15 protein-coding genes are annotated in these 16985 nt (G+C 65.3%); all 15 read left to right on the forward strand.

Features of this window, described 5'->3' with window-relative positions:
• Positions 1–157 precede the first annotated feature (157 nt).
• The 15 genes from cydD (at position 158) to AC27IQ_RS03915 (ending at position 16953) form a co-directional block, all read left to right on the forward strand.
• Entirely contained in the window at positions 158–1825 is a 1668-nt protein-coding gene (gene cydD, locus AC27IQ_RS03845) for a thiol reductant ABC exporter subunit CydD (protein ID WP_487088388.1), read from the forward strand.
• Positions 1822–3513 carry an amino acid ABC transporter ATP-binding/permease protein gene (locus AC27IQ_RS03850; RefSeq protein WP_487088320.1) on the forward strand — a complete coding sequence of 564 codons (1692 nt, stop codon included), beginning with the start codon at positions 1822–1824 and terminating at the stop codon, positions 3511–3513. Before cydD ends, AC27IQ_RS03850 begins: the two co-directional genes overlap by 4 nt.
• A 38-nt stretch (positions 3514–3551) precedes the next feature.
• Positions 3552–5138 carry a cytochrome ubiquinol oxidase subunit I gene (locus AC27IQ_RS03855; RefSeq protein ID WP_487088322.1) on the forward strand — a complete coding sequence of 529 codons (1587 nt, stop codon included), beginning with the start codon at positions 3552–3554 and terminating at the stop codon, positions 5136–5138.
• A 29-nt stretch (positions 5139–5167) separates the two neighbouring features.
• Positions 5168–6322 carry a cytochrome d ubiquinol oxidase subunit II gene (gene cydB, locus AC27IQ_RS03860; RefSeq protein WP_487088324.1) on the forward strand — a complete coding sequence of 385 codons (1155 nt, stop codon included), beginning with the start codon at positions 5168–5170 and terminating at the stop codon, positions 6320–6322.
• A gap of 38 nt (positions 6323–6360) precedes the next feature.
• Positions 6361–6504: a cytochrome bd-I oxidase subunit CydX gene (cydX, locus tag AC27IQ_RS03865; protein WP_487088326.1), complete on the forward strand. Its 144-nt coding sequence runs from the start codon at positions 6361–6363 to the stop codon at positions 6502–6504.
• A complete protein-coding gene (locus AC27IQ_RS03870; RefSeq protein ID WP_487088328.1) occupies positions 6491–7117 on the forward strand; it encodes a cyclic nucleotide-binding domain-containing protein in 627 nt (208 codons plus the stop codon). The genes cydX and AC27IQ_RS03870 overlap by 14 nt, the downstream gene beginning before the upstream one ends.
• A gap of 8 nt (positions 7118–7125) precedes the next feature.
• Positions 7126–7485 carry a DUF2946 domain-containing protein gene (locus tag AC27IQ_RS03875; protein WP_487088330.1) on the forward strand — a complete coding sequence of 120 codons (360 nt, stop codon included), beginning with the start codon at positions 7126–7128 and terminating at the stop codon, positions 7483–7485.
• A 336-nt stretch (positions 7486–7821) separates the two neighbouring features.
• Complete coding sequence (locus AC27IQ_RS03880; protein ID WP_487088332.1) at positions 7822–10017, forward strand: TonB-dependent siderophore receptor; 2196 nt, start codon at positions 7822–7824, stop codon at positions 10015–10017.
• 9 nt (positions 10018–10026) lie between these two features.
• Positions 10027–10866 (forward strand): DJ-1/PfpI family protein, encoded by an 840-nt coding sequence (locus tag AC27IQ_RS03885; protein WP_487088334.1) that lies wholly within the window; start codon positions 10027–10029, stop codon positions 10864–10866.
• Positions 10867–10874: 8 nt separating this feature from the next.
• On the forward strand, positions 10875–11861 hold the full coding sequence (locus AC27IQ_RS03890; protein WP_487088336.1) for a DJ-1/PfpI family protein: 987 nt from the start codon (positions 10875–10877) through the stop codon (positions 11859–11861).
• Positions 11862–11950: 89 nt separating this feature from the next.
• Positions 11951–12550, forward strand: coding sequence for an SCO family protein (locus AC27IQ_RS03895; RefSeq protein ID WP_487088338.1), 600 nt, complete (start codon positions 11951–11953; stop codon positions 12548–12550).
• Positions 12551–12577: 27 nt separating this feature from the next.
• Positions 12578–13060: a copper chaperone PCu(A)C gene (locus AC27IQ_RS03900; protein WP_487088340.1), complete on the forward strand. Its 483-nt coding sequence runs from the start codon at positions 12578–12580 to the stop codon at positions 13058–13060.
• An 11-nt stretch (positions 13061–13071) separates the two neighbouring features.
• Positions 13072–15153, forward strand: coding sequence for a TonB-dependent receptor (locus AC27IQ_RS03905; protein WP_487088342.1), 2082 nt, complete (start codon positions 13072–13074; stop codon positions 15151–15153).
• Positions 15153–16580: a PepSY-associated TM helix domain-containing protein gene (locus AC27IQ_RS03910; RefSeq protein ID WP_487088344.1), complete on the forward strand. Its 1428-nt coding sequence runs from the start codon at positions 15153–15155 to the stop codon at positions 16578–16580. Before AC27IQ_RS03905 ends, AC27IQ_RS03910 begins: the two co-directional genes overlap by 1 nt.
• A gap of 52 nt (positions 16581–16632) precedes the next feature.
• Positions 16633–16953 carry a c-type cytochrome gene (locus AC27IQ_RS03915; protein ID WP_487088346.1) on the forward strand — a complete coding sequence of 107 codons (321 nt, stop codon included), beginning with the start codon at positions 16633–16635 and terminating at the stop codon, positions 16951–16953.
• Positions 16954–16985: the final 32 nt, after the last annotated feature.

Raw genomic sequence — 16985 nt, forward strand, 5'->3', positions numbered from 1 at the left:
ACGGCACTCCCTTGGCGGGCCATCGCGCATGCCTGCCGCTGCCCCGCGATAGCAAGTCTGGAGATTCCCCATGCCTTCTGTAGAGGCCGCAGGTTCGCCTTCGGCCGACGGTGCCGTGCGCTCCGAGGCCGAGTACCGGCGCGTTCAACGACTATCCGTGCACTTGCCAGGAACACGCGCTGGCACCTGGGTCCTGGGTGGCGCGTCGCTGGCGTGGATTGCGCAGGCCGCGCTCCTTGCGTGGGCTGTGCAAAGCCTGACCGATGGTGGCGGACTGACTGGCGTGATCTGGCCCGCGGTGGGCTACCTTCTGTTCGGCATCGCTCGCGCAACGGCCGAAGCCTGGGGCACGCGGCAGCTGTTCCATGGGGCCAGGCGCTATCTGAGCGGCCTTCGGGTGCAAGCAGTTGCCGCACTGGCGGGCCGGTCGCCACTGGATTCCACGCGGCCATCTTCTGGCCAGGCAGCCAGCGTGCTGACTGAGCAGGCCGAAGCGCTGCTGCCCTGGCTGTTGCGCTACCAACCCGCGCGCTGGCGGGTGATCGTCGTCCCTCCGGTGATCGCCGTGGTCGTGGGCAGCCTTTCGTGGGTGTGCGCACTGATCCTGATCGCAGCGGCGCCGTTGATCCCGCTGTTCATGGCCCTCATCGGTTGGCGCGCCAAGGCGGCCAGCGAAGAGCAGCTGCAGGCGCTGGGGGGCATGAACGGATTTCTGCTGGATCGTCTGCGCGGCTTGTCCACCCTGAGGGCGCTGGGAGCCGTGGATGCCACGGCACACCGCCTGCGGGCGTCGGCCGAATCCCTGCGGATGCGCACCATGCGCGTGCTGCGCATCGCCTTCCTTTCCTCGGCATCGTTGGAGCTGTTCTCGGCCCTGGCGGTCGCGCTCGTCGCGGTGTACGTGGGCTTTCACCTCCTCGGTCAGATCGGGAGCGGAAGTTGGGGGAAGACACTGAGCCTGGGACAGGGTCTGTTCATCCTGTTGCTGGCACCGGCCTTCTTCGAGCCCCTGCGGGATTTGTCCGCAGCCTGGCACGACAAGGCGGCAGGAGAAGCAGCGCATGAAGCACTCGATTCGCTGCGCAAGGTGGGATTGGCCCTGCCGGGTGCACTGGACGAACAGGCCAGTGACGCTCCACCGGCGCGGGCGCGCTGCGCGCCCGCCGTCGACATTCGCGCACTGCGTTTTGGCTACGCGAGCGAGGCTACCGTGTTCGACGGCACGGGCCTGCACGTCGGCGCGGGCGAGCACGTGGCGCTGGTTGGCAGCAGCGGCATCGGCAAGACGACCCTGCTGTCGATCATCGCGGGCCTCGTACCTGCCCTGAATGGCGAGGTGCGCATCGGGAGCGTGCTCCTGAACGCAGCGACCGCCGCAGCCTTGCGCAGCCGCGTGGCCTGGATCGGGCAGAAGCCTCATGTCTTCGCCGGCAACGTGCGCGGAAACATCTCGATGCATCGGCCGGGCGTTTCGGAGGCGGCCGTGACTGCGGCCATCCACTTCGCTGCGCTGGGACGAGTTCGCAACGCCTTGTCCGACGGGCGTCTGAGTGAAGGCGGCGCGGGCCTGTCCGGTGGCGAGTTGGTGCGCCTGGCGCTCGCGCGCGCCGCGGCAGACCCAACGGCTGACCTGCTGCTGGTGGACGAACCCACCGCGCATCTGGATCGCGACACGGCTGCCGAAGTTATCGACGCCTTGCTGCACCTCGCGCGGGGCCGCACGCTGATCGTGGCGACGCACGATCTGGCGCTGGCCGGATGTTTAGGTCGCATCATTCGCGTGGATGACGCCTTCAACGGGCACCCGGTCCGGAGCGCCGCATGAAGCACCGCCGCGACCTCGTTGCCGTACTGCGGCTGTTCGTGCAGACCGGCGGCCGGCGGATGCTGTCGGGCGCGTTGCTGTCCGCGCTCACGGTGGCGTCGGGCATGGCGCTGCTAGGAGTTTCCGGTTGGTTCATCACGGCAACCGCACTGGCCGGCTTGTCGGTTGCGGCGGCTCTGGCCTTCGACGTGTTCACACCCAGCGCGAGCATCCGGCTCCTGGCACTGGGACGCACCGCCGGCCGCTATGCAGAGCGCGTTGTCACGCACGACGCCACGCTGGGCGTGCTCGCGGCCCTGCGTGAGCGGCTGTTCCGAGGCTGGGCTGAAGCAAGTGCGGCACACCAACTGCTGCGGCGTCCGGCACGCATGCTGTTCCGGCTGACCATCGACATTGACTCCCTCGAATCGATCTACCTGCGTGTGCTCGTGCCGGCCGGTGCGGCACTGATGGCTGTGTCGCTGGTGGGCGGGCTACTGGGCATGCTCGACTGGCGCCTGGGCGCGGCAATCTTTGCCTGGTTGATGTTGTGCGGCTGGGGCATCGCGCTCGCCGTGACGCGCCGCGCTCGGCCGCTGGCGCTGCGCAGGGCGCTCGGTCTGGAGCGCCTGCGCGCGCAGACCATCGATCTGGTGGCTGGCCAGACAGATCTGGCGATGGCTGGTCGGCTGCAGTCGCAATGCCAAACCTTGGCCCGCACAGATCAAAGGCTGGCAGGCATCGACGATGCCCTGCACCGATTGGAAACCCGCGCTGGGTGGCTCTACGCGGTGGGGGGACACCTGACAGTGGCTGCGGTGCTGTTTGCCGTCGGAGCGCTCGCCGAGCGCGGTGCTATTGGAATACCCATGGCAACCTTGGCCGTGCTGCTGGTGCTGTCCGCGCTGGAGCCATTCGCTGCATTGCGGCGCGGCGCACTGGAGGCCGGACGCAGTTGGCTGGCCGCACGCCGCTTGGCGCCTCGGCTGCACGCTCAAGTCCACCCTGCTTCACAACCCACGTCGCCTGCCGAAGGCGTTGCCCTGCGGCTGGACAGTGTTTGCGCAGGGCACGAAGGCGAGGACAGGATCACGCTGCACAGGATGAGCTTGCATGTGGCGGTTGGTGAGCGTGTCGCAGTCATCGGCTCCAGCGGAGCCGGCAAATCCACCTTGCTGGCAGTGGCCGCTGGCGAGTTGCGGATTCGATCAGGGCAGGTCCATGCACGCGCTGGCACCTGGTTCACGCAGCGCACTGAGTTGTTTCAGGACAGCCTGCGCGACAACCTCCGTCTGGCCGACCCGCAGGCCACAGACGAGCAGTTGTGGACGGTACTGCAGGACAGCGGCCTGGCCGCAGACCTGCACCAACTTCCGCGAGGCCTGGACTCGCCGCTGGGCGAAGGCGGGCTGGGCCTGTCGGGCGGGCAGTCGCGCCGCCTGGCGCTGGCCCGGCTGCTGCTGCACCCGGCCGACTTCTGGCTGCTGGACGAGCCCACCGAAGGGCTGGACGGCCCCACGGCAGCCGACGTGCTGTTACGCCTGGCCCGGCATGCCAGCGGCCGCACCGTACTGATCGCCACCCACCTGCGCCGTGAGGCGGCCCTGGCCGACCGCCTTGTGGTGATGTCCGGCGGACACATCGTCGCTCAGCACATGCGCGGCACGCCCCGATTCGACGCGGCGCTCACAGCGTTGCGCCAGCACTGACGCCCAAACATCTTCCATCTCAAGAAAGGATCTCCACCATGGACCTCGACATCGTCGGGCTATCCCGACTGCAGTTCGCCGCGACGGCGCTCTACCACTTCTTGTTCGTGCCTTTGACCATCGGCCTGTCCATCCTGCTGGCCATCATGGAGACCGTCTATGTCATGACCGGGCGTCCCATCTGGCGGCAGATGACCAAGTTCTGGGGCGGGTTGTTCGGTATCAACTTCGCGCTGGGCGTTTCCACCGGCTTGGTGATGGAGTTCCAGTTCGGCATGAACTGGAGCTACTTCAGCCACTACGTGGGTGACATCTTCGGCGCGCCATTGGCGATCGAAGGCCTGATGGCCTTCTTCATGGAGGCTACGTTCGTTGGCATGTTCTTCTTCGGCTGGGAGCGCATGTCCAAGGTGGCGCATTGCGTGGTCACCTGGCTCGTCGCGCTGGGCACTAACTTCTCGGCACTGTGGATCCTGATTGCGAATGGCTGGATGCAGAACCCCGTGGGTGCCAGGCTCAACCCACAGACCATGCGCATGGAGGTGGAGAGCTTCTACGAGGTGCTGTTCAACCCGGTAGCTCAGGCCAAGTTCGTGCACACAGTCTCCGCCGGCTACACCATTGCGGCCATCTTCGTGCTGGGGGTCTCGGCGTGGTTCCTGCTCAAGGGGCGGCATGTCGACCTGGCGAAGCGCTCGATGACCGTGGCCGCGTCGTTCGGCCTGGCGGCCTCGCTGTCTGTCGTGGTGCTGGGCGATGAAAGCGGCTACGCCGCCAACGAACACCAGAAGATGAAGATGGCCGCGATCGAGGCCATGTGGAAGACAGAGCCCGCGCCCGCAGCCTTCACCGTCTTCGGCTTCCCCGACCAGGAGGCGCGCAAGACGCACTATGCGGTGCACATCCCCTGGGTCATGGGCCTGATCGGTACACGCTCACTGACAGCTGAGATTCCTGGGATCGAGGATCTGGTTCAGCAAGCCCACGGGCACATCCGGGACGGCATCCAGGCCTACGACGCGCTGCAGCAGATCCGGGCTGCGGGCTCCGAAGGCACGGTTGCGCCCCACTTCCGCCTGATGTTCGAAAAGCATGGGCATCGGCTGGGGTACGCCATGCTCCTCAAATCCTATGTGGACGATCCGCGCACCGCCACCGAGGAGCAGATCACCAAGGCTGCGTGGGACACGGTGCCGCAGGTGGCGCCGCTGTACTGGTCGTTCCGCGTGATGGTCGGCCTGGGCATGTTCTTCATCGTCCTCACTGCCACTTTCTTTTGGCTGTCCGCGCGCCGCCGGTTGGACGCACACCCCTGGCTGCTCAAGGTCGCCTTGTGGTCCATCCCATTGCCCTGGATCGCCGCCGAGGCCGGCTGGATCGTGGCCGAACTGGGCCGACAACCCTGGGCCGTGGAGGGCGTGCTGCCCACCGCCCTGGCCGTGTCCGAACTGGGCGCTGGCACGGTGCTGTTCACCTTGTTGAGCTTCGTTGTCATCTACACGGTGCTGCTCGTCGTGGAGATGAAGCTGATGCTCAAGGCGATCCGCAAGGGGCCGCAGCCAGACCCCTTATCAACGGCGCCCGCCGACGTTCCCCTGATCGGCAAAGTGCCCACTGCCGCCTGACCAATAAACACCCCCCTGCGGAGAAATCCATGATCCTTCATACCCTTCTGGACTATGACGTGCTGCGCGTCATCTGGTGGCTGCTGCTCGGCGTGCTGCTGGTTGGCTTCGCCGTCACTGACGGCTTCGACCTTGGCGTGGGCACTTTGCTGCCCTTTGTCGCCCGCGACGACATCGAACGCCGGGTCGTCATCAACACCATCGGCCCCGTGTGGGAAGGCAACCAAGTCTGGCTGGTGCTGGGCGGCGGCGCCATTTTCGCTGCCTGGCCGCACATCTACGCCATGAGCTTCTCGGGCTTCTACCTCGCCATGTTCGCTGCTCTGTTCGCACTGATCCTGCGGCCAGTCGGCTTCAAGTACCGCAGCAAGCAGGAGAGCCCCGCCTGGCGCAGCGCCTGGGATTGGGCGCTCTTCGTGGGCAGCGTCGTGCCGGCGCTGATCTTCGGCGTTGCCATAGGCAACGTGTTGCAGGGCGTGCCGTTCAGATTCACCGACGACATGCGCATGATCTACGAAGGCGGCTTCTTCGACCTGCTCAACCCATTCGCCGTGTTGTGTGGCCTGGTGTCCGTCGCCATGATGGTGATGCACGGCGGTGCCTGGCTGGCCCTCAAGATCGAGGGTGTGGTCGCCCAACGCGCGCGCCGATGCGCCACCATCGCGGGCATTGCCACCATCGCGCTCTACGCCCTGGCCGGTGTACTGCTGTGGAGCCTGATCAGCGGCTACCAGCTGACCAGCCCCCACGTTCCCAACGGCCCCTCCAATCCGCTGCTCAAGACCGTGCAATCGGGCGTGGCAGGTGCCTGGTTCACCAACTACCAGAACCATCCGTGGACCGTGTTGGCGCCAACGCTCGGTTTTGCCGGCGCATTGTTGGCACTGGTGGGTCTGCGCGCCCGCTGGGAAGGCATCACCATGGTCTTCAGCGGTCTGTCCGTCGCTGGCATCGTGCTCAGCGTAGGAGCATCGATGTTCCCTTTCATCGTACCCTCGTCGACCCACTTGCGCTCGGCACTCACGGTGTGGGATGCGTCGTCCAGCCACCTGACGCTGTTCATCATGCTGGTGTGCAGCATCGTGTTCATTCCGCTCATCCTGGCCTACACCGCCTGGGTGTACCGCGTGATGTGGGGAAAGGTGCGCCCGCGCGACATCACGCAGGGCGACCACGCCTACTGAACCTATCTCCCCTCACCCCGAAGACAAGGAACCTCGATATGTGGTACTTCGCCTGGACTCTTGGACTGCCGCTCGCCGCCGCCTTTGCGGTACTCAATGCCATGTGGTACGAGCTGATGGACGACGCGGCACTCAAGCGCACGCGCGCGCCCACCCCCGGAGAGCGACGTGACGCCGCATGAAAACCTGCAAGACGAACCGCGCGCCTCTGCAACAAGCGCGCTGGTGCCGGGGGCGACCCTGTTCCGCACTGGCGAAACCGGTGGCGTGTGGCAGGTGGTTGGTGGCCTGATCCGACTGGAAGCCAAGCAGCCCGCGCAAGCGGGGCTGGTACGCCTGGCCTTGCCTGGCGACGTGCTCGGTGCTGAAACCATACTGGCGCAGCCCTACGCGTTAACGGCAACAGCAGTGATGACCTGCGAACTCTCGCAAATATCGGTGGACAGTGAAACGCATCGAGTGCTGATCCTGGCTGCCGCATTCCTACAGGGGCAGCAACGGTCGGCTGAAGCGATGCGCCTGCGTGAAGGTTCGGTTGCCGAGCGCTTAGACCGCCTGCTCCGACTGCTGAGCCTCCAAGCAGAGGATGACGTGCGAAGCGCACGCCAGCGAAGGCTGCCCATCACGCTGAAAGACGTTGCGCTCATCATCGATTCCTCGCCAGAAAGCGTGTGCAGAAGCTTGCCGCAGCGGTTGGGAGCGCGCCCTATGAGCCACGAAAGTCAGATCGTCAATCGCACAAGATTGACATCCGTCAAGCGCGCTACCGGGAACTTGGAAACTGTTCAACGATAATGACAGTCATGCACGCTCTGCGAACCTCCACAATACTTGCCCGCCTGGTTCTGGCGTGGTTTGTATTGACGTTGGGCGTCGCCGTGGCATCTCCCGTGGTTCATCCCAAGGCCATGGAACTCGTGTGCTCCGCAAGCGGCAGCGTGAAGCTTGTGGTCGTCGATGGCACCAGCGAAGGCCAGCAGGGAACCAGCCATACGCTGGATTGCTCCCTGTGCCTACCGGCCTCATTGCCGACACCTCTGTTTCCACACCAACTGGTGCTGCCGCAGGTCCACGTCAATGCGCGGCATCCCTTCGCGTCGGCTCACATCGCGGCGCTGCTCGGCGCGCCGCTGCCGCCGCGCGGCCCTCCGTCTCTCTCCTGATCGTCGGCCCCTGACACGGTCTGGCTGGGTGCGCCCGCCGGTTCTGCCCGTATCCGTGCTGCCGACCCTCGCTGCCATGCGGCCGACTGGCCCCGCGCAGCGATTGCCCTGACGCATCTGCACTAAAGCCTAAGTGGCTTGGAGCATTGCGTCGGCTGACACGTAGCCCCAGTTGTTTCTTGCCACCGGATCGGCCCCGAGCCGCGTCGGCGCATGGGGTGCTTGACGTCACAGCCAACGACGGCTTACGTGTTAGCCACTGGCGACCTTAAACGCGTAGCCCGGCCCACGCCGCAAACCCATCGCTCGTCCCACAACAAATACCCAGGGACCCTCATGACCAAACCAATCCTCGCTCCTCTGGCCGCCGCACTGATCTCGACAGGCCTGATGCATTCGCCATTGGTGCTGGCACAGGCGCAGGAGCGCTCGACGGCAGGGCAGTCTGGGAAGAGCGTGCAAGAACTGCCGACGGTGACCGTCACCGGGACGCCCGACGACTATCGTGCCCACACAACCAGCACCGCCACCCGCACCGACACCCCCGCCCTGCAGACCTCCCAGAGCGTCCAGATCGTCCCCCGCGCAGTGATCGAGGACCAGAACGCTCTCACGCTGACCGATGCCGTGCGCAACGTCTCCGGTGTGCAGTACGACTTCGGGTTCAACGGCTCCATGCAGCCTCTGCTCATCCTGCGGGGCTTTCCCAGTACGTCGATGACGGCGATGGGGCCGATGTCGGGCATCTCCAGCTACTACCTGGATGGCTCCAAGGTCATGGGCGTGCCCATCAACATGGCCAACGTCCAGTCGGTTGAGGTCGTCAAGGGGCCGGCCAGCGTGCTGTACGGCCGCTCCGAACCAGGCGGCCTGGTCAACGTGGTCACCAAACCCATCTCCAGCGTGTCCGAGCTGAGCTTGGAGCAGACCATCGGCCAGCGCGGTCTGTCGCGCACGGCCATCGAGGCTTCGGGCAGTCTCAATGCCGACAAGACGCTGCGCGGCCGCGTAGCCGCTTCGTATTACACGTCTGACTCGATCCGCGACTACGTCAAAGACCGGCTGGGCAACTTCACCGGCAGCCTGGCCTGGGTGCCCGATGCGCGCACCAACGTTACGGCCACGCTGGACTACTCCGACAACCGCTACCGCACGGACATGGGCATTCCGGCCGTCGGCAACCGGCCGGCCGACCTACCCTGGTCGCGCCAGTACAACGACTCGCCCTACCTGTCGAGCGCCAAGACCACGAGCCTCAAGCTCGATGCCTCGCACCAGATCGACGACACCTGGCAGGTCAAGGGCCGGGTGCTGAGTCTGCGCAGCGACACGTCCGAGATGGACATCTACACCTACCGCGGCGACTACGGCATGGGCATGACGCCCGACCAGACCTGCCCGGGCACCGGCAATCCGCTGTGCCGCTACTACTTCGGCGTGCGGCCCGATGGCCGCTACCAGGTCGATCAGTTCAATGTGGACCTGACGGGCAAGTTCCAGGCGGGCGGCGTTGCCCACACCGTGCTCGCCGGCTTCGACACCTACCGTACCAAGAAGACCGGCACGACCTACATGCAGCAGCTGTCGTCGGTGGACATCTACAACCCGTCGCTGGGCAGCACGCCGGGGCTGGACCCGATGATGTCCATGCCGCAGGACTACGACGACTACAGCCGCTGGACCAGCTTCTACGTGCAGGACCAGATCGCGCTGGGCAACGGCATCTTCCTCACCGGTGCGTTGCGCCACGACCGCACGAGCGCGGTGTTCGGCGTACCGGGCACCGTGCCCAACGACAAGTCGTTCACCACGCCCCGGCTGGGTGCGGCATGGCAGTTCGCGCCCAACCAGTCTGTCTACGTCCAGTACCAGGATGCGGTCAGTGCCAACAATGGCCGCGACACCGTGACCGGCGCCGCGCTGGAGGCCGAGCGCGCACGGCAGATCGAGGTGGGCCACAAGATCGAGCTGTTCGACGGCAAGCTCAGCTCGACCGTCGCGCTGTTCCAGCTCACCAAGCGCAACCGCGGCGCGTCGGTGCCGGATCCGTTGTCGCCCACCTTCACCAACGTCGTCACCGTCGGCAAAGCCGTGTCGCGCGGCCTGGAATGGGACGTGTCGGGCCAGATCACCAAGCAGCTGTCGCTGATCGGCTCCTACGCCTACACCGATACCGAAGTCCCCGAGGATCCCACCTACAAGGGCAAGGAACTCGCCAACGTGGCGCGGCACAGCGCCAGTCTGTGGGCGCGCTACGCGCTCGACAGCCAGTGGACGGTGGGGGGCGGCGTATTCGCCCAGGGCCAGCGCCAGGGCGATTCCGGCAACACCTTCCAGATGCCTGGCTACGCGCGCGTGGACGCCATGTTGGCCTACCGCTTCGGCCTGGGTTCGAGCAAGGCCTCGCTGCAGTTCAACCTGGACAACGTCTTCAACAAGAAATACTTCACCGGCAGCCACCAGTTCGTGCAGGACTGGATCAAGCTGGGCAATCCGCGCACGGCCAAGCTCACGCTGCGCGTGGACTACTGAGTCGCGGCCATGAGCATTGAACGACGCAGTTTCCTGCACGCTGCGGCGGCGGCGCTGACCACCTCGCCGTGGCTGGCCCATGCGGGTCAGGACCCATCGGCGCAGGCTAGCTCGGCGCACGACATGAGCGCCATGCCCGTGTCGTGGACCGGCAAGGAGCAGATCGGCATGTTGCTCTATCCCGGCATGACGGCCCTGGACTTCGTAGGGCCGCAGCACATGTTTGCGGGTTTGATGGGAGCGAAGGTGCACCACGTCGCCAAGACCATGGCACCAGTGGTGAGCGATACCCAGCTCGCGATCTTGCCCACGATCACGTTGGCCAGGTGCCCGCGTGACCTGGACATCCTCTTCGTTCCTGGCGGTGGCGCCGGCACGCTGGCAACCATGCAGGACGCGCAGATCCTGGCCTTCCTTGCCGACCGGGGCCGTCGCGCCAAATTGGTAGCCAGCGTGTGCACCGGCTCGCTCGTCCTTGGGGCCGCAGGTCTTTTGCAGGGCTACAAGGCCACTACACATTGGGCCACGCATTCGCTGTTGACCGACGCAGGGGCCATTCCTGTGGAGGCGCGCGTGGTGCACGACCGCAACCGCATCACGGGTGCAGGCGTGAGCGCGGGCCTGGATCTGGGCCTGGCCATCGTCGGCATGTTGCGGGATTCGACTTATGCGCAGTCCATGCAGTTGCTGGCCGAGTACGCGCCCGAGCCGCCGTTCAACGCGGGGACGCCGCGCACTGCTCCCCCTGCGGTCGTTTCCATGACCGCAGACATGTTCAAGGACTTCGACCTTCAGGCCCGCGCAGCGCTGGCCGCAGCCAGGCGGTCCAAGACCTCTTCTGGACGTTGAAACCAATGATGAAACGCGACCAACTGATGCAGCATTTCGCGAGCCTGTGGGCTCGATACGTTGCCAACGCCCGCAGCGGCTTCATTCCGAAGCGTGCTTGGTCCCTCGCCATGGCAGCCGGTGCCTTGGCGCTGTGCGGCTGCGTGGAAAAGCCTGCGCCGCGCCCCGCACCTCCTGCCCTCGAAAGGCTGTCGTCCGAGGACGCGACGCTGAAGGCGCAGTTGCCCAAGGACATCACGCCAGAGAACCATTCCATGGTCATGGATGCGATCCTGGGCAAGCCCAAGCATCCCATCAAGCAGATCGGCATCTTGGTCTACGACGGCGTCAACGACCTGGACTTCATGGGGGCACGCTATGTCCTGGGCCAGGCGGGAGCCACCACACGATTGATCGGCATCAAGCCCGGCCCGATCAAGACCGTCATGGGTGTGCAGGTGATACCCGACACGGTGATCGATTCCGTGCAGCAGCTCGACATCCTGATCATTCCGGGCGGCTTCACCGGCACCATCGAAGCGAGCTACGACGAGCGGGTGCTCGACTGGATTCGGGCCATCGACAAAGGAACGACCTACACCGGCGCCATCTGCACCGGCGTCTGGATTCTGGGCGCCACCGGCCTGCTGGAGGGCAAGCGCGCTTCCACCAACTGGTACCGCGAGGAAGAGTTCCTCAAGAAGTACAAGGCCATCCCCGCCAACGAGCGCTACACGCGCGACGGCAAGTATTGGACCTCGGCGGGCGTCACCGCCGGTATGGACATGTCCCTGGCGCTGCTCAACGACAACTGGGGCCAGCGCTACACGCAGGGCGTGATGCTGGACATGGAGTACGACCCCGCGCCCCCCATACAGGGCGGTACGCCCGAGAAGACCGGCTGGCTGGTCGAGTGGATGGTCAAGGCCATGTACGACGCCGGTGTGGATCCCCTGATCAAGCGCCTGGAAGCCGAAAAGACTTCGCGTGCGAACAGTGGGGCGCCGCCTCGCTGATCCCATCCCTGTCAACACAGCCTAGAAACGTCGCCATGAGCCAACTCTCTTCACCCCCGGCGCACGCTTTGATCCACAGGAGCTCTTGCATGAATCAAACACTCACCCGGCGAACCCTGCTGATCGCCACTGCATTCGGCGCCATTGCGCTGTCTGCATGCGGGCGCAAAGCAACTGAGACCTACAACGGAATCGACCTGACCGGCGCCACCTATGCCACCAACATCCGGCTCTCCGATCCAGATGGCAAGGAGCGCACGCTGGCAGATTTCAAGGGCAAGGCCGTGCTGGTTTTCTTCGGATTCACCCAGTGCCCCGACGTCTGCCCAACGGCGCTGGCCCGGGCGTCCGAGGTCAAGAGGCTGCTGGGTGCCGATGGCGAGCGTTTCCAGACGTTGTTCATCACGGTCGACCCTGAACGCGATACGCCCGAGTTGCTCAAAGCCTATACCGCAGCATTTGATCCCAGCTTCATCGGCCTGTATGGGGATATGAAGCGCACGGCCGAGACCGCCAAGGACTTCAAAGTCTTCTACAACAAGGTGCCTACCGGCGCGTCCTACACCATGGACCACACGTCACTCAGCTACGTCTACGACCCGCAAGGCAAGCTGCGCCTGGCCCTGCGCCACGAGCAATCCGCGCAGCAGTACGCGGACGACATCCGCAAGCTCCTCAATCCCACCTGATCCTCAACCCCCCGCAAGGAGAACACCATGCAACTAGTCATCCGCTCCGCCATCGTCGTTGGTTCGATGCTCGCAGCCACCGCCCAGGCTCAAGTCACCGTAAAAGACGCCTGGGTACGCGCTACGGTGCCGCAGCAGAAGGCCACGGGCGCCTTCATGCAGATCCAGGCCGCCAAAAACAGCAAGCTGCTCTCGGCAAGCTCGCCCATCACTGCTGTCGTCGAAGTCCATGAGATGGCTATGCAGGACAACGTGATGAAGATGCGTCAGGTCCCGTCCGTCGAGTTGCCGGCCGGCAAGACCGTGGAACTCAAGCCCGGCGGCTATCACGTGATGTTGATGGACCTGAAGCAACAGGTGAAGGCCGGAGACACCGTGCCGCTCACCCTGGTGGTCGAAGGCGTGGACGGCAAGCGCGAGTCGATCGAAGTGAAGGCGCCCGTACGGGCACTCAACGCCAACAGTGCCCAGCCCGCTGTCCACGACGCGCACGGCGCTCACAAACACTGAGATGGCGCACGATGAGATTGATCTACAAGGCCACGCTTCGCGCTGCGCGTTTGCCGCTGGCTGCCGCGTTGCTGTTAGCGATGGTCACCCTGGCTCAGTCCCAGACCGCGCCAGCCCAGGCGATCACCGCTGCTGACCCGTCCAGCGACTCCACACTCACCCTGGGCACCGTCACTATCAGCGGCAAGGCGGCAGGGCCGCTGTCGGCCCGGAGCGTGTTCAGCTCGGTGGACATTCTGGGCGCCAGCCTGCTGCAGGACCAGCACGTGGACTACAGCTGGGAGCTGCTGACGCGCGCTCCGGGCGTGCAGGTGACCCAGTTCAAGCAGGGCACGGACGCCGGGCGCTTTTCGTTTCGCGGTTTCAACGGCGAGGGCCGCATCAACGCCGTCAAGCTGCTGATCGACGGCATTCCCAGCAACGACAACGCGGGCGGCATGCCCTTTCTGGATGCGGTGTTTCCGCTGGACATCGAGGCCATCGAGATCGTGCGTGGCACGAACGACCCGCGCTACGGGCTGCACAACATCGCGGGTAACGCCAACGTGCTCACGCGCACCGGTGGGAACGAAGGTCGGGCCAGCCTGACCTTGGGCAGCTTTGGCACCAAGGAGGCGCAGATCGCCAAGGGCATTGAGAGCGGCAACTGGAGCCAGAACTACGTCCTGGCCTGGCGCGACTCCGATGGGTACCGCGACCATGCCTATGCGAAGAAGTTCGCGCTGTCGGGAAAATGGTTCTACACCAGCGACGACGCGCGCTGGCGAGCAGGACTGAGCGCACGCTACTACCGCAACCAGGCGCTGGAGTCCGGCTACCTCACGCGCGAACAGGCCTTGGCCGCGCCGCGTAGCTCCCCAGCCTACGCGCAGGACGACCGCGGCGAACGCGAGACCTTGCAACTCAGCACGCACCTGGATGCCAACCTGACGCAGGATCTGTCGTGGTCCGCCAAGCTATACACCAACCAGTACGAGAACCAGCGCTGGGTGCGCTTCTCGGCCGCAGGCGTGCAGCAGGAGCGCTACAACGATGAGAAGCAGCACGGCGCCATCACCACGCTGACCTGGCGTCCGAAGGTAAGTTGGGCGCACGATTTCACGCTGGAAGGCGGTGTCGATGCGCAATGGCAGGACAACATCGGCCAGCGCTACCGCACCCAGCAGCGCGTGCGCACCTCGCAGTTCCGCGACTGGGACTTCGACCTGGACACCCAGGGCGCCTACGTGCAGGCCGTGATTCGGCCGGTGGACGCCCTCAAGATCGTGCCCGCGCTGCGCGTGGACAAGGTGGGTGGCAATTTCGTTGATCGCCTGACCGGATCGCGCTATGACGTGCACGATTACGGGCTGATCAAGCAACCCAAGATCAGCGTGGCCTACACGCTGTCGCCTCAGGCCAGCGTGTACTTCAACTGGGGCCGCACCTTCCAGATCGGCACCGGCATCGACGGCTACCGCACACAGACGCGCAATCTCGCGCCCTCGATCAACGACGGTTGGGAGTCGGGCGTCAAGTTCAGCCCGCTGCCATGGCTGGACGGACGTGTTGCGTACTGGGAGCAACGCGCCTCGGGCGAGGTCGCCCGAGTGCTCGGCGTCAACGGCCTGCCCGATCCCGGCGGCCTGGGCAACGTGGGACGCACGCTGCGCAAGGGCGTCGATCTGCAGCTCAACGCCAAGCCTACGTCGCGTACTGCGGCCTGGGTGGCCTATTCGCTACAGCAGGCCAAGATCACCGAGCCGGATCCGAGCGCTCCCGCCACGCGCGGCCAATGGATCGAGAACGTGCCGCGCTACCTTGTGTCGGCCGGCGTGGACTGGCAGACCACGGAGTTGCTCAAGCTGTCGGCCTGGGCCAACGCGCAGGGCGACTACTACCTCGAACGCACCAACGTGCAGGCCAAGGCCGGCAAGTACGCCTTGCTGAACCTGGGGGCGACCTACCAAGTCTCTCCCACCATGGACGTGAGCCTGCAGGTGAAGAACATCACCAACCGCAAGTACGTGTATGCCTGGTACGACAGCGGCTCCTCGGGCTATTCGCCTGGCGACGGCCGTGGCGCCTATGCCAGCGTGAACGCGCGCTTCTGATGACTGCGTCGACCTTGACCCAATCCCGTTTGCCCGCCCGCTCCGGCGCGGGCGACCTGTACCGGGCGGTCTGGCGCTGGCATTTCTATGCCGGTTTGCTGGTGTTGCCCTTCCTGGCCTGGCTGGCCATCACCGGCGGGCTATACGTGTTCAAGGCTGAGATCGACGGTTGGTTCCACCGCGACCTCAAGATGGTGTCGGCCACCGGCGCGGCTGCGCGCCCGCACAGCGAACTGGTGGCTGCGGCGCTGGCGGCGCACCCCGGCACGGTGCGCAAGCTCACGCCAGCGCCATTCCCCACGAACTCGGCCGAGGTGGGCATCACCAGTGCCGTTGGCGAACGGTTGACGGTCTTCGTCGATCCGTACCACGCTCAAGTGCTGGGTACGCTGCCTGAAGGCGGCAGCGTGGCGTGGACCATTCGCAAGCTGCACAGCCTGAAGTATTTCGGGCCGATCGCACGCGGGGCCATCGAGATCGCGGCCGGCTGGTCCATCCTGCTGGTGCTGACCGGCGTCTACCTGTGGTGGCCGCGCGGCCAGCGCGGCGGCGCGGTGTCCGTGCGCGGGCAGCCCCGCCAGCGCCTGTTCTGGCGCGACCTGCATGCGGTCACCGGCATCTTCGTCGGCGCCATGCTGGCCTTCCTCGCCATCACCGGCATGCCATGGTCGGTGCTGTGGGGCCAGCAGGTGAACCAATGGGCCAACGGCCAAAACTTCGGCTACCCGGCTGGCGTGCGCGTGCAACTGCCCATGTCCCAGCAACGTTTGCAGGATTCTGGCCCCACCACCTGGTCGCTGGCGCAGGCCCGGCTGCCGGCCTCGACAGCTGACGGACATGCAGGGCACGAGGGACAAGAGGCGCACGGCAACGCCGCTCAGGCATCAGCCAGCGCCACACAAGGCGCGCAAGGCCTGGACGCCATGCTGATCATCGTCGGAGGCCTGAACCTGGCACCAGGCTACACCCTGAGCCTGCCAGTCGGCCCGACCGGCGTCTACACCGCGTCGGTGTACCCCAACGATCTGGCGCGCCAACGCGTGGTGCACCTCGATCAGTACAGCGGCGCCGTGTTGCTCGACATGGGCTATGCCGACTACGGCCCGCTGGGCCGCTGGCTGGAATGGGGCATCAACGTGCACATGGGCCAGGAGTTCGGCGTGCCCAACCAAGCGCTGCTGGTCATGGCTTGCCTGGCCGTCATGCTGCTGTGCGTCAGCGCCGTGGTGATGTGGTGGAAGCGCCGGCCTGCGGGTGCGCTCGGCGCGCCGCCCCTGCCTGCCGACCGGCGTGTGCTGCGCACCGTGCTGGGCCTGCTCGTGGTCGGTGGCGTGGCCTTCCCGTTGGTGGGCGCGTCGCTGCTGGTCATGTTCGTACTGGATCTGCTGCTGGTACGCGGCACCCAGCGGGAAGCGGCACCCGCGTAAGTTCTTTCACTTGCTATTTCACAGACCCCCGTCAACCCACCAGGAAACCACAATGAAAAACTCCCAGCGCTCCTTCATTTCAGCAGCAGTCGCCCTGGCGGCACTGATCGCCTTCCCAGCTTCGGCAGACCAGGGACTTGCGACCGCCAAGACCTGCATGGCATGTCATGGAGTGGACAAAAAGGTCGTCGGCCCAGCGTTCAAGGACGTAGCACGCAAGTACGCGGGCAATAAGGATGCCCCGTCTTTGCTGCTCACCAAGATCATGAAAGGCAGCAGCGGCGCATGGGGGCCAGTTCCCATGCCGCCAAACTCCCAGGTCAACGAAGCAGATGCCAAGAAGCTCGCCGCGTGGGTCTTGTCACTGAAGTGAGTCCTGCACCGCAGCCACAGCCATAGCTATCC

This window comes from Acidovorax sp. KPB24-07 (assembly GCF_057543315.1).

What these genes read in the sequence shown, in the direction of transcription:
- AC27IQ_RS03850 (WP_487088320.1), top strand. Translation starts at nt 1,822, where the DNA reads ATGAAGCACCGCCGCGACCTCGTTGCCGTACTGCGGCTGTTCGTGCAG.
- AC27IQ_RS03855 (WP_487088322.1), top strand. Translation starts at nt 3,552, where the DNA reads ATGGACCTCGACATCGTCGGGCTATCCCGACTGCAGTTCGCCGCGACG.
- cydB (WP_487088324.1), top strand. Translation starts at nt 5,168, where the DNA reads ATGATCCTTCATACCCTTCTGGACTATGACGTGCTGCGCGTCATCTGG.
- cydX (WP_487088326.1), top strand. Translation starts at nt 6,361, where the DNA reads ATGTGGTACTTCGCCTGGACTCTTGGACTGCCGCTCGCCGCCGCCTTT.
- AC27IQ_RS03875 (WP_487088330.1), top strand. Translation starts at nt 7,126, where the DNA reads ATGCACGCTCTGCGAACCTCCACAATACTTGCCCGCCTGGTTCTGGCG.
- AC27IQ_RS03880 (WP_487088332.1), top strand. Translation starts at nt 7,822, where the DNA reads ATGACCAAACCAATCCTCGCTCCTCTGGCCGCCGCACTGATCTCGACA.
- AC27IQ_RS03885 (WP_487088334.1), top strand. Translation starts at nt 10,027, where the DNA reads ATGAGCATTGAACGACGCAGTTTCCTGCACGCTGCGGCGGCGGCGCTG.
- AC27IQ_RS03890 (WP_487088336.1), top strand. Translation starts at nt 10,875, where the DNA reads ATGAAACGCGACCAACTGATGCAGCATTTCGCGAGCCTGTGGGCTCGA.
- AC27IQ_RS03895 (WP_487088338.1), top strand. Translation starts at nt 11,951, where the DNA reads ATGAATCAAACACTCACCCGGCGAACCCTGCTGATCGCCACTGCATTC.
- AC27IQ_RS03900 (WP_487088340.1), top strand. Translation starts at nt 12,578, where the DNA reads ATGCAACTAGTCATCCGCTCCGCCATCGTCGTTGGTTCGATGCTCGCA.
- AC27IQ_RS03905 (WP_487088342.1), top strand. Translation starts at nt 13,072, where the DNA reads ATGAGATTGATCTACAAGGCCACGCTTCGCGCTGCGCGTTTGCCGCTG.
- AC27IQ_RS03910 (WP_487088344.1), top strand. Translation starts at nt 15,153, where the DNA reads ATGACTGCGTCGACCTTGACCCAATCCCGTTTGCCCGCCCGCTCCGGC.
- AC27IQ_RS03915 (WP_487088346.1), top strand. Translation starts at nt 16,633, where the DNA reads ATGAAAAACTCCCAGCGCTCCTTCATTTCAGCAGCAGTCGCCCTGGCG.